This is a genomic window from Janibacter alkaliphilus (genome assembly GCF_013408565.1).
In the GTDB taxonomy this organism is placed as follows: domain Bacteria; phylum Actinomycetota; class Actinomycetes; order Actinomycetales; family Dermatophilaceae; genus Janibacter; species Janibacter alkaliphilus.
Genome location: NZ_JACBZX010000001.1, coordinates 2,929,140 through 2,944,607, shown reverse-complemented (window position 1 = coordinate 2,944,607; position 15,468 = coordinate 2,929,140). Strand labels below are relative to the sequence as shown.

The following is a 15,468-nucleotide window of genomic DNA, read 5'->3' as shown; positions in this document are numbered from 1 at the left end:
CCGTGGTGGCTTCGACGAAACACATCTTCGTGACCGGAGGCGTCGCCTCCTCTCTCGGCAAGGGTCTGACGGCCTCGAGCCTGGGGCATCTGCTGCGGGCCAGGGGCCTGCGGGTGACGATGCAGAAGCTCGACCCCTACCTCAACGTCGACCCCGGGACGATGAACCCCTTCCAGCACGGCGAGGTCTTCGTCACCGAGGACGGCGCCGAGACGGACCTGGACATCGGGCACTACGAGCGCTTCCTCGACGTCGACCTCGACGGCTCGGCCAACGTGACCACGGGTCAGGTCTACAGCCGGGTGATCGCCCGGGAGCGACGCGGGGAGTACCTCGGTGACACCGTGCAGGTCATCCCGCACATCACCAACGAGATCAAGGACCGGATGCGCGCGCCGGCCGCCGGCAGCCCCGGCATCGACGACGCCGACGCCCCGGACCTCATCATCACCGAGATCGGCGGCACCGTCGGCGACATCGAGAGCCTGCCCTTCCTCGAGGCCGCCCGTCAGGTGCGCCACGACGTCGGGCGGGACAGCTGCTTCTTCCTGCACGTCTCGCTGGTGCCCTACCTCGCCCCCAGCGGGGAGCTGAAGACCAAGCCCACCCAGCACTCCGTGGCCGCGCTGCGCCAGGTCGGCATCCAGCCGGACGCCCTCGTGCTGCGCGCCGACCGGGAGATCCCCGAGGACATCAAGCGCAAGATCTCGCACAGCTGCGACGTCGACGAGGAGGCGGTGGCCGCCTGCGTCGACGCGCCGAGCATCTACGACATCCCCAAGGTGCTGCACCGCGAGCGGCTGGACACCTACGTGATCCGCCGCCTCGGGGTGAGCTTCACCGACGTCAACTGGACCTCCTGGGACACCCTGCTGCGCCGGGTCCACCAGCCCGAGCACGAGGTCGAGATCGCGCTCGTCGGCAAGTACATCGACCTGCCCGACGCCTACCTGTCGGTGACCGAGGCGCTGCGTTCCGGCGGCTTCCACCACGACGCGAAGGTGCGGATCCGCTGGGTGGCCTCCGACGAGTGCCAGACCCCGGCCGGCGCCCAGCGCGCCCTCGGCGGGGTGGACGCCGTGCTCGTGCCCGGCGGCTTCGGGGTCCGCGGCATCGAGGGCAAGCTCGGCGCGCTGCGCTGGTCCCGCGAGCACGGCGTGCCCACCCTGGGGATCTGCCTCGGGCTGCAGTGCATGGTCATCGAGCACGCCCGCAACGTCGCCGGCATCGAGGGTGCCAGCTCCAGCGAGTTCGACCCCGGCACCCCCGCCCCGGTGGTGGCCACCATGGCCGAGCAGCGCTCGGTCGTCGACGGGGCCGGCGACCTGGGCGGCACCATGCGGCTGGGCTCCTACCCGGCGCGGCTGCGAGAGGGCTCGGTGACCGCCGAGGCCTACGGCACCACCGAGGTCACCGAGCGGCACCGGCACCGCTACGAGGTCAACGAGGACTACCGGGCCCGGCTCGAGGAGACCGGGCTGGTGATCAGCGGCACCCATCCCGAGCTGGGGCTCGTCGAGTTCGTCGAGCTGCCCCGCGAGGTGCACCCCTACTACGTGGCCACCCAGGCGCACCCGGAGTTCAAGAGCCGCCCGGACCGGGCGCACCCGCTCTTCGCCGGTCTCGTCGGCGCCGCCGTCCAGGCGCAGCGGGACACCCGGCTGGTCGAGGTGGAGCGCCCCCGGGAGGACGCCGCCGAGGGCGACCCGGGCACGTCCGGAGCCGCCGACCGGGCGAGCCTCGAGGCATGAGCCCGGGCTCCGGCGACATCTCCGCAGACCCGGTGGCGGCCGAGGGCACCGCGGCGGCGACCGACGCCGAGACCACACCGCTGCGCGACGAGCTGGGCGAGCAGCACGTGCTCACCAGCGAGGTCGCCTTCCACGGAGCGATCTGGGACGTGCGCCGGGACACCTTCGACCTGGCCGGCCAGCGGCTCACCCGGGAGGTCGTCGACCACCCCGGCGCGGTCGCCGTGCTGGCTCTGGACGCCCAGGACCGGGCGGTGCTCATCCGCCAGTACCGCCACCCGATCGCCGCGCACGAGTGGGAGATCCCCGCCGGGCTGCTCGACATCCCCGGCGAGGACCCGCTGGTGGCCGCCCGGCGCGAGCTCGCCGAGGAGACCGACCTGCAGGCCGAGGAGTGGTCGGTGCTCGTCGACTACTGGTCCTCGCCCGGCGGGATGGACGAGGCCCTGCGCGTCTACCTGGCCCGCGGGCTGAGCGAGGTGCCCGCCGCCGAGCGCTTCCAGCGCGAGGGGGAGGAGGCGCACCTGCTGCAGCGGCGGGTGCCGCTGGACGAGGCCCGCGACGCCGTACTCGCCGGCCACGTGCACAACGCCACGCTGATCATCGCGGTGCTGACCGCCGAGCGGATGCGCGCCGAGGGATGGCGCGACCTGCGCCCCGGGGACAGCCCGTGGCCGGTGCACCCCGGTCGCCGGGCCGAGGCGCCATGACCGCGGAGCAGGGCTGCCGCTGCGGGGCGGACGCCCCCTTCGCCGCGCACTGCGAGCCGCTGCTCGACGGGGAGCCCGCGGCGACCGCCGAGGCGCTCATGCGCTCGCGCTACACCGCCTACGCCCTGCTGCAGCAGGGTGACTCGCGGGCGGCCGCCCACCTGTGGCGCACCTGGCACCCCCGGACCCGCCCGGCCACCGTCGAGCCCAGCCCGGGGCTGCGGTGGACCGGCCTGACGGTGCGCGGCAGCAGCGGAGGCGACGACGACGCCACCGGTCAGGTGCGCTTCGTCGCCGCCTGGGAGATCGGCGAGGGAGCGACCCGGCAGCACGGCGAGCTCGCCGAGACGGCCGACTTCGTCCGCCGCGGGGGGCGCTGGGTCTACCTCGAGGGCCGCGCGGACTGAGCCGGTGCCCGGCGGCTACTGGTAGGAGACGAAGCGGGGGGCCGGCTGCACGTCGGTCATCGTCTGCTCCGGGGTGAAGGTCGGGGTGTCCTCGTCGATGAAGTTCTTCCAGCCCAGCAGCACGCCCTCGGGCAGGTCGGTCTTGACCGCGTCCCAGGTGCCCTGCTTGAGGTCCGGGGTGCCGTGCCCGTCGGCGTGGATCACGGTGACGATCTCCGGCAGGTCGGTGCGCAGCTGGTCGCGGTCGCGCAGCATCTGGAGCTGGAACTGGTGCAGCATGAAGATCTTCTGCGGCAGCCCGGCCTCGCGGGTCAGCTCGGCCAGCCAGGTGGCCACCTCGTTGACCTCGTCGACCTCGACGTGCCCGATCTGCTGCAGCGGGCGCTGCCCCGGCTCCAGGCGCCACTCCGGGTCGAGCGCCAGCCCGACGTGCGGCTCCTTGAGCAGCTCGGCGTAGCGCTCGGCCTGGGAGAGGAAGTCGGCGCGGCCCGGCTGCAGGTCGAGCAGCACGTAGACGCCCGCCTCGGCGGCCGCGTCGATCCACGGCCGGAGGAAGGGCAGGTCGGACTCGCTGGAGTAGTCGCCGTCCGGTCCGGGGCCGGAGTCGGCGATCGTCGCGATGATCTCGAAGGCCGGCAGGAAGGTGTGGTCGGAGACCTCGCGGTACTCCTCGAGGTAGCCCTCGACCCGCTCGATCGCCGGCTCGATGTCCTGCTCGCCGAGCAGGCCCAGCCCGGCCACGCCGGGGTGGCCGTAGAGGGCGATCATCCGGCGGTCGCCGCCGAGGGGGAGCACCCCGCCGCCCGGGACGGTCGGCGCCTCCCGCGCCATCGTCACCGCGCCCTCGAGCTGCTCGGCCGGGACCCGGCTGTCGCCGACCACGACCAGGCGAGGCGGGTCGTCGGAGCGCAGCGCCTCCACGACCGGCTGGGCGCGCGGGTCGTCGGCGGTGATCACCTCGGTGTCCTCGTGCTCGCCGAGCGCGGCCCGCAGGGTGGCCAGCGCGGCGACGTGCTGCTCCGGGTCCGCGCAGGTGACGATGAGCCGTGGCGGGTCGTCGCGCTGCACCGCCGGCAGGCTCTCCACCTGCTCCCGGTCGCGGACCGCCTGGCTCCAGCGGTGCTCGGCCCCGTCGGAGGCCGGCGAGGCCGACGCGCTCGCGTCACCGCCGGCGCTGGTCTCGCTGCCGGAGCCGGTCTCGCTGTTGGTGCTGCTCTCGCTGCCGGAGCTGGTCTGGGTGTCGGACCCCGTCTCGCTGCCGGACGGGTCGGAGCTGCCCTCGCTGCCGGAGCCAGACGTGCCGCCGGACCCGCCGACGAGGCGCACCCGCTCGACGCCCAGCCGGTCCAGCTCCTCGGCGATGCCGTCGCCGTCGACGAGGCAGGGCACCCCGGCCTCGACGGCCGCGGTCACCGCCGGCTCGGCCTGGTCGCCGGTCACCCCGGGCGCGAGGATCACGGCCGCAGGGGAGGCGGTGAAGAGCAGCCCGGCCAGGGTGGTGGCGCTGGCGGCCGGGTCGCCCGGCGCGAAGAGCGGGCCGGAGCCGGCCTCGGCGGTGCCGCCGTCACCGGACCCGTCGTCGCCCTCGCCCTGGTCGCCGGCGACGTCGTCGAGGTCGGCCACCTGAGGGGTGCCGTCGCCGTCGTCGCGGGTGCAGGCGTAGAGCACCCCGCCGACGACCAGCAGCCCGCCGGCGCCGAGCACCGCCCGTCGACCGAGCCGGGAGCGGTCGGTGCCTTCCCGGTCCGCGCCCTCCTGGCCCGCGCGGTCCGCGGTCTCTGGCGTCTCCTGTCGTGCCCGGTCGGGCGTCTCGTGGCCCTCCGGAGTCCCCTTCTCGCTCATCACGAGCCAGCGTAGGAGCGTGCTGACCTGCCGCGACGACGCCACGCCCAGGCGAGGCACAGGTTCGCCCGGCTGATCGCGTTCGCCCCCGGCGGTTCCCGCTTCGTAGGATGGGCCCGGCCCGGCGCACCCGCCGGGCAGACCTGGCACCAGCCACGACACGAGCGAACAGGACGTCATGCTGCGCACCCACGAGGCCGGCACCCTGCGGGCCGAGCACACCGGACAGACCGTCACCCTCACCGGATGGGTGGCCCGGCGCCGGGATCACGGTGGGGTGGCCTTCCTCGACGTCCGGGACGCCAGCGGCCACGCCCAGGTGGTGGCCCGCGACGAGGTGCTCACCGGCGCCGCCCACGACCTGCGCAACGAGTACGTCGTGCGGGTCACCGGCACCGTCACCGCCCGCGAGGAGAAGGACGTCAACCCGGCCCTGCCGACCGGCGAGATCGACGTCGTCGCCAGCGAGATCGAGGTGCTCAGCCCCAGCGACCCGCTGCCCTTCCAGATCGACGAGCGGGTCTCGGTCGGCGAGGAGGCCCGGCTGCGGCACCGCTACCTCGACCTGCGGCGCCCCGGCGCGACCAGCGCCGGCGCCGGCCTGCGGCTGCGCAGCAAGGTCAACGCCGCGGCGCGCGGCGTGCTCGCCGAGCGCGACTTCGTCGAGATCGAGACCCCGACGCTGACCCGCTCCACCCCCGAGGGCGCCCGCGACTTCCTCGTCCCGGCCCGGCTCGCCCCGGGCGAGTGGTACGCCCTGCCGCAGAGCCCGCAGCTCTTCAAGCAGCTGCTCATGGTCGCCGGGATGGAGCGCTACTACCAGATCGCCCGCTGCTACCGGGACGAGGACTTCCGCGCCGACCGGCAGCCGGAGTTCACCCAGCTCGACATCGAGATGTCCTTCGTCGAGCAGGACGACGTCATCGAGCTCGGCGAGGCGGTGGCGCGGGCGGTGTGGTCCACCATCGGCGCCGAGCTGCCGACCCCCTTCCCCCGGATGACCTACGCCGAGGCGATGGAGCGCTTCGGCACGGACAAGCCGGACCTGCGCTTCGGCGTCGAGCTGACCGACTGCACCGACTACTTCGCCGGCACCCCCTTCCGGGTCTTCCAGGCCGAGTACGTCGGCGCGGTCGTCATGCCCGGCGGGGCGAGCCAGCCGCGCCGCACCTTCGACGCCTGGCAGGAGTGGGCCAAGCAGCGCGGGGCGAAGGGGCTGGCCTACGTCACCGTCGGCGAGGACGGCGAGCTCGGCGGCCCGGTGGCCAAGAACATCTCCGAGGAGGAGAAGGCGGGCCTGGCGGCCCACGTCGGTGCCGCCCCGGGCGACTGCATCTTCTTCGGGGCCGGCGCCCCGAAGAGCAGCCGGGCGCTGCTCGGCGCGGCCCGGCTGGAGATCGGCCGCCGTTGCGAGCTCATCGACGAGTCCACCTGGTCGTTCCTGTGGGTGGTCGACGCCCCGCTCTTCGAGCCGGCCGGCGACGCCGAGGCCGCCGGGGACGTGGCCGTCGGTGACGGGGCCTGGACCGCGGTGCACCACGCCTTCACCAGCCCCAAGCCGGAGTACCTCGACACCTTCGACAGCGAGCCCGGCGAGGCGCTCGCCTACGCCTACGACCTCGTCTGCAACGGCAACGAGATCGGCGGCGGGTCGATCCGTATCCACCGCCGGGACGTCCAGGAGCGGGTCTTCCAGGTGATGGGCCTGACCCCCGAGGAGGCGCAGGAGAAGTTCGGCTTCCTCCTCGAGGCCTTCAAGTACGGTGCGCCGCCGCACGGCGGCATCGCCTTCGGCTGGGACCGGATCGTCATGCTGCTGCTGGGCGCCGACTCGATCCGCGACGTCATCGCCTTCCCCAAGTCCGGCGGCGGCTACGACCCGCTCACCGACGCGCCGGCGCCGATCACCCCGCAGCAGCGCACGGAGGCCGGCATCGACGCCCGGCCGGCGGCGAAGGGCGAGGACGGCGAGCAGGGTGGCTCCGGGGCCACCGGCGCGGCGGGCGACGGGCAGGGCTGAGCGGGGCGGACGTCCGCTCGCCGCGGCGCCACCTCCTCGAGCCGCTGCTCAGGCGAACGCCGTGCTGGTCCACTCCCGCGTCTCGCCGTACCCGAGACGGCGGTAGATCCGACGCGCGGTGGCGTTCGTCGAGTACATCTCCAGCGTGCAGACGCCGGCCTCGGCGAGGCCGCGCCGGGTGAGCTCGGCGGTGACCGCCGCGCCCAGGCCCTGGCCCCGGTTTGCCGGGTGGGTGGCGATCCCGGCGAGCAGCGGGTAGTCGCCGACCGACGGCATCCGGCAGCCGACGGCGGCGAGGGTCCCGTCGTCGGCGCGCACCCCGACCCACTCCTGGCCGGGCCAGGCGAAGGGGCGCGCGTCCGCGCGGGGGCTCACCGCGTCGATGAAGGTGGTGAGCTCGTCGGCGCGGTCCTCGTCGAGGACGACGACGCGGTGATCCTGGCGGGTCGGCGGCGGCGGGGTGCGGGTGATCATCCACTCCCATCTCGCGGCTCGGCCCTCCTCGAGCCCGAGCCGGGGCAGCAGGTCCGGTGCCAGGGCACGGTCGACGGTCACCCCGTCCGGCCGCACCTCGGCCAGGAGGCGCGCGAGCGCGGGGTCGCTGACCAGCCGGGCGGCAGTCGCGGTGTCGCTGCCGACGACGTCGAGGGTCGAGCCGTGGGTGCGGGTGAGCTTGACCGCCACGGCCGCCCAGCTCGGGCCGTCGTCGAGGACGAGGGCCCGGACCTGCGCGGCCTGGTCGAACTCGACGGCCGGGTGGTCCCGGGTGACCCGGAGCAGCTCGGCCTTCGTGGTCACGGCCTGCACGAGGTCCATGCCGGGCAGCCTACGGCGGGTCGGCCACGACCTGCGTGGGTCAGGGGCGCAGCACGATCTGCAGCTGCAGGCCCTCCTGGGCCGGGCCGTCGAGCTGGTAGGCGACCGGCAGCTCGTCCAGCGGGTCGGCGCGGTCGGCGCGGGTGAGCTCCCGACCCTGGTCGTCGACGACCGACACCACGGCGACGCGGCCGTGCCGGTCGCCGACGATCACCTGACGGCGCCGGCTCAGGCCCAGCCAGCGGCTCTCGTCGGTGACCTGCACGAGGACGCCGTGGTCGCGCAGCACGTCGTGGCCGCTCGCCCCCGGGGTGCAGGGGAGCGTCGCGGTGATCTCGCCGTGCAGCCGACCGTCGTCCGGTGCCGCGAGGGCCGGGTCGTCGAGCACGAGGAAGTCCACCACCAGCGCCACGACACCGTCGTCCGCGTCCAGCCCCCAGGTCATCGGGTAGGCACCGTCACCTGCGCCGGAGCTCACCACGACCCCGACCACCGGGCCGCCCAGGTCGGCGGGCAGCGTGTCGTCGTGGCTGCGGGCGATCCGGTCCAGCAGGTCCTCGGCCTGCTGCGTGGTCGCGTCGGCGTGGGTCTGCGGGTCGATGAGCAGGACCGCCCCACCGTCCACCCCCACCTGGCCGCGTCCGGCAGAGGTCAGCGCCTCGACCCAGCGGTCCACCGCACCGTCGGCGAGGACCACCCGGACTCCGGCGACGAGCCCGTCGTGCAGCCGGACCTGCACCCGGTGCTCACCGTCGGGCACCGCCCGGGTCAGCGGTGCGGCCGCCTCCAGGAGGTTCGGGTCGGCGACGCTCAGCCGACCGTGGCGCACCGTCACGGTGCCTGCCTCGCGCACCGACCCCGGTGGTGCGTCGGCGAAGATCCGCCCGGGGTCAGGCGTGCTCACGTCAGGCGTGCTCGGGTCAGGCGTGTCGGGGTCGGGCGTGACGGGGTCGGGCGTGTCGGGGTCGTGACCCGGGTCGTCCGGAGGTGGCGGCGGAGAGGTCGTCATCGACTCATCATGACGCGCGCGCCGGGCCAGGGCAGCAGTCGTGGTCCCAGGATCCGGACGAGGTGGTCGGGGTCCGGCAGGCGCCTGCGATACGCAGGATCGGGGCAGGTGCGCTCGGCGCGCGCCCGCACCCCGCACGCACTAGCCTCGCGCCACCCGGAGGGTGATCGCGCCCGGGACCGAGCCGCCACGGCGGTCACCGTGGACAGGCAGCAGGAGGAGCGGGCATGAGCAGCACCGAGCAGACCGGGCAGACGCAGGGACGCCGGCACGACCACACGTCCGAGATGACCCGGGTGCTGGGCCGCCTGAACGTCGTCGCCGTCGCCTTCGGCGCGATGATCGGCTTCGGCTGGATCGTGCTCACCGGCGGCTTCCTCGAGGAGGCCGGCACCCTGGGGGCCGCGCTCGCCTTCGTCATCGGCGGCGCCGTGGTGCTGCTGGTGGCCCTGACCTACGCCGAGCTCGTCGCGGCGATGCCGCACGTCGGCGGCGAGCACAACTACGTGCTGCGGGCGATGGGCTCGCGGCCCGCCTTCGTCACCTCGTGGACCCTCGTGCTCGGCTACACCAGCGTCGTCGCCTTCGAGGCGGTGGCGCTGCCGCAGACGATGCTCTACCTCTTCCCGGACATGCTCGCCGGCCGGCTGTGGAGCGTGGCCGGCTACGACGTCTACCTCTCCTGGGTGGCGGTCGGGGTCGGCGCCGCGGTGCTGATGACCGTCATCAACTACGTCGGGGTGCGCCCGGCCGCGGTCTTCCAGACGGCGGCCGTGCTCTTCCTGCTCGTCGTCGGGGTGGTCCTGGTGACCGGCGCCTTCGTCGGCGGCGACACGACGAACATGCGGCCTCTCTTCACCGGTGGTGCCGCCGGGATCATCGCTGTGCTCGTGGCCACCCCCTTCCTCTTCGTCGGCTTCGACGTCATCCCGCAGTCGGCGGAGGAGATCGACCTCGACTTCCGCCGGATCGGCCAGGTGCTGCTGCTCTCGGTCTGGCTGGCGATCGGCTGGTACGTCATGATCATGCTCACCGTCGGCTCGGCGATGCCGGCCGCCGAGCTCGCCGACAGCGACCTGGCCGCGGCCGACGGGATGAGCGCGCTGTGGGGGAGCGAGACGATGGGCGTGGTCCTCGTCCTCGGCGGCATCGCCGGCATCCTCACCTCGTGGAACGGCTTCCTGCTCGGCGCCTCCCGGCTGGTCTACGCGATGGCCCGCTCCGGGATGCTGCCGCGCTGGTTCGCCCGGCTGCACCCGCGCTACCGCACCCCCACCAACGCCATCCTCTTCATCGGCGGCCTGTCGGTGCTGGCCCCGCTCTTCGGCGAGCAGACGCTGGTCTGGCTGGTCGACGCCGGCGGGCTGGCCATCGTCGTCGCCTTCCTCATGGTCTCGCTGAGCTTCCTCGTGCTGCGCCGCCGCGAGCCGGAGATGCCGCGCCCCTTCCGCGCCCCCGGCGGCCAGGCGCTCGGGGTGGTCGCCGCGGTGCTGGCCGCCGGGCTGGCGGTGCTCTTCCTCCCGGCGATGCCGGCCGCGCTGATCTGGCCCTACGAGTGGGTGATCATCGGGGCCTGGGCGCTGCTCGGGCTGGTCTTCGTCCGCACGGTGCCGCGGATCGCACCCGGCCCGGAGGCCGAGGAGCGGCTCACCCGGGCCACCCGGGAGCGCTGACCGGGACGCCCGCAGGCCCCTGCGCGGATGCCCTGGCCGGTAGCGTGACGCACCCCGGCGAAGGGAGACGGCATGGCCGGCAGCAGCTCCGACCGACGTGCGGCGGCCGATCAGGCGACCTCACCCGACCAGGGCGCCGGCCCGCCGCCGACCCGTCCGGCCGGGCGCACCTGGGCGCTGCGGCTCGGCGGCCTGCTCCTGGCGGGCGTGGTCTACCTGGCGCTGGGCGCTTCCACCCTCGGCGGGGACGCCCGGGTGGTCGCCGCGATCGTCACGCTCATGGCCGTCTGGTGGATGACCGAGGCGATCCCGCTGGCCGCCACCGCGCTGCTGCCCCTGGTGCTCGTCCCGCCGCTGACCGGGCTGAGCATCGACGAGGCGGCGGTGCCCTACGCCGACCCGATCGTCTTCCTCTTCCTCGGCGGCTTCCTCATCGCCATCGCCATGCAGAAGTGGAACCTGCACCGCCGGATCGCGCTGCTCACCCTGCGCCAGGTCGGCACCCACCCGCGGCGGATCGTCCTCGGCATGATGATCGCCACCGCCTTCCTGTCGATGTGGGTCTCGAACACGGCGACCACCCTGATGATGCTGCCGATCGGCATCTCCGTCCTCGCGCTGGTCGTCGAGAGCGCGACCACCGGGCGGGAGCCGGTCGCCGAGACCGGCGACGGGGCCCGGGCCACCGAGGACGAGCTGCAGGAGCAGATGGCCCAGGGCCGCAGCGTCAGCGACATCGTCGCCGACGACGACGTCCGCGTCTTCGGGGTCTCGCTCATGCTGGCGATCGCTTGGTCCGCCTCGATCGGCGGGCTGGGGACGCTGCTGGGCAGCCCGCCCAACGCGATCGTCGCCGGCTACCTCAGCGACGAGGTCGGCCAGGACATCGCCTTCGTCGACTGGCTGATCCTCGGTCTGCCGCTGGTCGTCGTCTTCATCCTCGTCGCCTGGCTGCTCATCACCCGGGTGCTCTTCCGCTCCGGCCTCGAGGAGATCCCCGGCGGCCGTGAGCTCATCGACGGGCAGATCGCCGACCTCGGCCCGATGAGCCGCGGCGAGAAGGTGGTGCTGGCGGTCTTCGTCGGCGCCGCCTTCTTCTGGATCGTGCCCGGTCTGCTGGCGAACATCGGCACGCTCGGCGAGACGGCGCCCTGGCTGGACGCGGTCGACGACACCGTCGTCGCCATCGCTGCCGGACTGGTGCTCTTCCTGCTGCCCGCCGACGCCGACCACCGGATGGCGCTGACCTGGGAGGACGCCGAGAAGGGGCTGCCCTGGGGCGTCCTGCTGCTCTTCGGCGGCGGCCTCAGCCTGGCCGCCGCGGTGGCCGGCACCGGGCTCGACGAGTGGTTCGGCGAGCAGGTCTCCGGGCTCGAGGTGCTGCCGACGGTGCTCATCCTGGCGTGCGTCTGCGCGCTGGTGCTGCTGCTCACCGAGGTCACCAGCAACACCGCGACCGCGGCCACCTTCATCCCGGTGCTCGGCGGCGTCGCGGTCGGCATCGGGGTCGAGCCGGTCACCCTGCTCTTCCCGGCGGCGCTCGCGGCCACCTGCGCCTTCATGCTGCCGGTCGGCACCCCGCCGAACGCCATCGTCTTCGGTACCGGAGCGGTCACCATCCAGGAGATGGCCCGCGGCGGCGCCGTCCTCAACGTCGTCGGGGTCGTGCTGATCACCCTCTTCACCGTGATCCTCGGGCCGGTGGCGCTGGGCATCGCGTTGTGACGGCGCACCCCGCGAGGCTCATGGCCACCGCCTCCGGGCTGACGACCATGGGGGCGCTGACCCCCTTCCTGCTCGGCGCCCAGGCGGTCGCGGTGCGCGACGAGCTCGGTCTGGGCCTCGGCGCCTTCGGCGTGGCGATCAGCCTGTTCTTCGCCACCGCCGCCCTGGCCACGGTGCTGCTGGCCGACGCCTTCGGCGGTCTCAGCCGGCGGACCACCCTCGCCACGGCGGGTCTGCTGGTGGCCGCCGGTGCCCTGGCGACGGCCGGCCTGGCCCGCGGCTGGCCGAGCCTGCTCGTCGCGGTGGTGCTGCTCGGCCTGGGCAACGCCGCCTGCCAGGCGAACGCCAACCTGCTCATGTCCCGGGCGCTGCCGCCGGACCGGCGGGGGCTCGGCTTCGGGGTGAAGCAGTCCGCGGTGCCGCTGGCGATCATGCTCGGCGGCCTGGCCGTGCCCACGGTCGGCGCCGCGTGGGGATGGCGCACCACCTTCGTCATCCTCGGTGGGTGCGGGCTGCTGGTGGCTGGTGACGCGCTGCTGCGCGGCGGGCGCCTCACCGCGCTCACCCGGGACGCCGGGCGCCGCGCCGAGGGCGTGGACCGTCCTCCCGGGACGGCGCTGCTGCTCGCCGGTCTCGGCATCACCTTCGCCAGCGCCGCCGCCAACTTCCTCGGCTCCTTCGTCGCCTCCTGGGGGTTCGAGGTCGGCCTGACCCCGACCCAGACCGGTCTGCTCATGGCCGCCGGCTCCGGGGGCTCGATCCTCGTGCGGGTCTTCTCAGGGTGGCGGGCCGACCACCGGCACGGTGCCAACCTGCCGGTGGTCGCCGCGCAGATGCTGGCCGGAGCCCTCGGCTGCCTGGGGCTCATGGTCGCCGCGCCGTGGTCGGTGGTGGCCTTCGGCCTGCTCGCGCTGAGCATCGGCTGGGCCTGGCCGGGGCTGCTGCTCTTCGCGGTGGCGCGGGTAGGGCGGGACGCCCCGGCGCGGGCCTCCGGGGTGGTGCAGTCCGGGGCCTTCGCCGGGGGAGCGCTGGGCCCGCTGGTCCTCGGAGGCCTCAGCGGTGCGGTCGGCTTCCCGGTGACCTGGGCGGTGGCCGCCGGCTGCTTCGTCGTCGCGGCGCTGCTCATCATGCTCTCCCGGGCGCTCTTCCTGCGCGACCTCGGGCGCCGGCCGCCCCGGGAGCCGCTGCGCTACGCCCGCTCGCGTCGCACCGGGACGGCCTGAGCGGTCCGCTCATGCCGCCTGAGCGGGTCCGGTCACTCGGAGATGCCGAAGCGCTCGTGCAGCCGGCGCAGCCGGCGCGGCGCCCACCAGTTGGCCTCGCCGAGCACGGACATCGTCGCCGGGACCAGCAGCATCCGCACCAGGGTGGCGTCGATGGCGATGGTCAGCACCAGCGCCACCCCGGTCTGCTGGATGACGAGGACGTCGGCCATGACGAAGCCCGAGAAGACGATGACCATGAGCAGCGCCGCGCTGGTGATGATCCGCCCGGAGCGCTGCAGCCCCAGCCGCACCGCCTGGTCGGTCGGCAGCCCCTGCTCGTGCAGCTCGACGATCCGGGCGAGCAGGAAGACCTCGTAGTCCATGGACAGGCCGAAGCCGAAGGCGATGACGAGCATCGGCACGGTGACGTCGACGCCGCCGGTGGAGGTGAAGCCGAGCAGCAGCTCGAGGTTCCCGTCCTGGAAGATCCACACCAGCGCCCCCAGCGAGGCGCCGAGGGAGACCACGTTCATCACCAGCGCCTTGACCGGCACCACCAACGACCCGGTCATGAGGAAGAGCAGCACGAAGGTGGCCAGGATGACCGTGAGCACCGCCCACGGCGCGCGCTCGGCGATCACCGCAGAGACGTCGGCGAGGCCGGAGGCGATGCCGCCGACGGAGCCCTCGACCGGTGGTGGTCGCTGCGTCAGCTCCTCCACCAGCGCCCGGCTGGCCGGACCGTCGGCGTCGTCGTCGGTCCGCAGCTCGACGCTGGTGACCGTGCGGCCGTCCACCTCGCCGAGCTCGGTGACCGTCGGGTCGGTGCTCAGCCCCGGCAGGTCGCGGGCCTCGCCGCGGGCCCAGGAGCGCACCTGCTCCGCGGGGGCGTCGCTGACGAAGGTGACGTCCGGGGCGCCGAGCTGCGGGTAGTCCTCCTCGAGGGTCTCGACGTGCTCGCGCTCCGGGGTGCCCACCGGCAGCATCTCGGCACCCGAGGACGTGGGCAGCAGCCGGGTCGCCGGCAGCGCCAGCGCCACGAGCAGCGCCACCACCATGGCGATGACCAGCCACGGGGCCCGCTGCACCCCGGCCGCCAGCCGGGAGAAGACACCGTCGTCCGGGGAGGTCTCGGTGCCGCGCGCGAGCAGCCGTCGCGCCGACAGTGCGCACAGCGCCGGGATGAGCGAGGTCGCCACGAGCAGGGCCATGAGCACCACCGACATCCCGGCGGCCCCGGTGGCCCGCAGGAAGGTGATCGGCAGGAACATCAGCCCGACGAGGGCGATGGTGACGGTGATCGCCGAGAAGATCACCGTCCGCCCGGCCCGGTCCAGGGTGCGCCCGGTGGCCTGGACGACCATGGCCTGGTCCATCGATCCCACCGGTGCCCCGTCGAGCAGGCCGCGCAGCTCCTCGCGGAAGCGGCTCACGACGAGCAGCCCGTAGTCGATGCACAGGCCCAGCCCGAGGACGGTGACGATGTTGACCACGGTGGCGTCGAGGTCGAGCAGGTAGGAGAAGCCGAGCAGGCTGGCGAAGGCCCCGGCGATCGAGGCGATCGCCCCGGCGATCGGCAGCCCGGCCGCGAGGAAGCCGCCGAAGACGACGACCATGACGACGAAGGAGATCGGCAGGGCGATCCCTTCGCCGGTCTTGAGGTCGTCGCCGACCTGCACGACGATCGCGTCGACGAGGTCGGCGACGCTGCCCCGGCTGCTGTCCACCGCGCCGGAGCCGCTGACGATGTAGCTCAGCTGGTCGTTGACGTCCCGCTTCGCCTCCTGCAGCGTCGCCTCGTCCAGGTCCTCCTCGTAGGTGACCACGGTGACGAAGCCGTACCGCTGGCCCGGCTCCTCCCGCACCAGGTCGGCGACCTCGGGGTTGGTCACCCCGCCCTCGACGACGAGCGGGTTGAGGACGGTGCTGACGCCCTCGGTCTCGGAGATCCGGCGCACCGCCTCCCCGACGTTGCGGCGGACGAAGGGGTCGGTGGCGTCGGTGCCGGTGACGATCAGGGTGTCGGTCTCCTCGGACCCCTCGCCGCCGGCCGCCGTCGCCAGGTCGGCGGCCTCCTTCGCCTGGCCGGGGGCCGAGATCTCGCCGCTGGTGAGCCGGTCGAAGAGGCCCTGGTTGCCGACCGCCCCGAGGGTCGTGGCGAAGGCGGCGACCACCAGCACCAACCAGGTCAGCGCCACCCGCCAGGGGTGCCGGCCCACGGTGCGCCCCCAGCCCTCGAGCATCGAGGCGGCGTGGCGCGGTCGGGTGGTCACCTCGCCGAGCGTGCCAGTCGGTGGCGGTCGATACCCT

General features: G+C 74.0%; 10 protein-coding genes and 1 pseudogene. 7 read left to right on the top strand and 4 right to left on the bottom strand.

Annotated features, from left to right (window positions below):
- Window positions 1–2: 2 nt before the first annotated feature.
- The 3 genes from pyrG to BJY28_RS13940 are packed head-to-tail and all read left to right on the top strand — an operon-like array spanning window position 3 to window position 2,868.
- Window positions 3–1,751 (top strand): CTP synthase, encoded by a 1,749-nt coding sequence (pyrG, locus tag BJY28_RS13950; RefSeq protein WP_179463538.1) that lies wholly within the window; start codon window positions 3–5, stop codon window positions 1,749–1,751.
- Window positions 1,748–2,461, top strand: coding sequence for an NUDIX domain-containing protein (locus tag BJY28_RS13945; protein ID WP_179463537.1), 714 nt, complete (start codon window positions 1,748–1,750; stop codon window positions 2,459–2,461). The genes pyrG and BJY28_RS13945 overlap by 4 nt, the downstream gene beginning before the upstream one ends.
- Entirely contained in the window at window positions 2,458–2,868 is a 411-nt protein-coding gene (locus BJY28_RS13940) for a YchJ family protein (protein WP_179463536.1), read from the top strand. Before BJY28_RS13945 ends, BJY28_RS13940 begins: the two co-directional genes overlap by 4 nt.
- A 15-nt stretch (window positions 2,869–2,883) precedes the next feature.
- Here the strand turns inward: BJY28_RS13940 and BJY28_RS13935 are convergent, their stop codons facing one another.
- On the bottom strand, window positions 2,884–4,710 hold the full coding sequence (locus BJY28_RS13935; protein WP_179463535.1) for a hypothetical protein: 1,827 nt from the start codon (window positions 4,708–4,710) through the stop codon (window positions 2,884–2,886).
- A gap of 178 nt (window positions 4,711–4,888) precedes the next feature.
- Here BJY28_RS13935 and aspS point away from each other — a divergent pair.
- Window positions 4,889–6,595, top strand: a pseudogene (gene aspS / locus BJY28_RS13930) (aspartate--tRNA ligase); the annotation flags it as partial.
- 183 nt (window positions 6,596–6,778) lie between these two features.
- Here the strand turns inward: aspS and BJY28_RS13925 are convergent.
- Both BJY28_RS13925 and BJY28_RS13920 read right to left on the bottom strand, forming a co-directional pair.
- On the bottom strand, window positions 6,779–7,546 hold the full coding sequence (locus tag BJY28_RS13925) for a GNAT family N-acetyltransferase (protein WP_179463533.1): 768 nt from the start codon (window positions 7,544–7,546) through the stop codon (window positions 6,779–6,781).
- Between the two features lie 40 nt (window positions 7,547–7,586).
- Window positions 7,587–8,450: a DUF4241 domain-containing protein gene (locus tag BJY28_RS13920; RefSeq protein ID WP_179463532.1), complete on the bottom strand. Its 864-nt coding sequence runs from the start codon at window positions 8,448–8,450 to the stop codon at window positions 7,587–7,589.
- Between the two features lie 332 nt (window positions 8,451–8,782).
- On the opposite strand from BJY28_RS13920, the gene BJY28_RS13915 reads away from it, so the two are divergent.
- The 3 genes from BJY28_RS13915 to BJY28_RS13905 all read left to right on the top strand — a co-directional run bounded on the left by BJY28_RS13915 (window position 8,783) and on the right by BJY28_RS13905 (window position 13,176).
- The gene (locus BJY28_RS13915) at window positions 8,783–10,228 is read left to right on the top strand and encodes an APC family permease (RefSeq protein WP_246313418.1); all 1,446 of its coding nucleotides are present in this window, start codon (window positions 8,783–8,785) and stop codon (window positions 10,226–10,228) included.
- A 72-nt stretch (window positions 10,229–10,300) separates the two neighbouring features.
- Window positions 10,301–11,953 carry an SLC13 family permease gene (locus BJY28_RS13910; protein ID WP_179463531.1) on the top strand — a complete coding sequence of 551 codons (1,653 nt, stop codon included), beginning with the start codon at window positions 10,301–10,303 and terminating at the stop codon, window positions 11,951–11,953.
- 20 nt (window positions 11,954–11,973) lie between these two features.
- Window positions 11,974–13,176, top strand: coding sequence for an MFS transporter (locus tag BJY28_RS13905; protein WP_179463530.1), 1,203 nt, complete (start codon window positions 11,974–11,976; stop codon window positions 13,174–13,176).
- A gap of 32 nt (window positions 13,177–13,208) precedes the next feature.
- On the opposite strand, the gene BJY28_RS13900 is transcribed toward BJY28_RS13905, so the two are convergent.
- Window positions 13,209–15,431 (bottom strand): MMPL family transporter, encoded by a 2,223-nt coding sequence (locus tag BJY28_RS13900; protein WP_343037128.1) that lies wholly within the window; start codon window positions 15,429–15,431, stop codon window positions 13,209–13,211.
- Window positions 15,432–15,468: the final 37 nt, after the last annotated feature.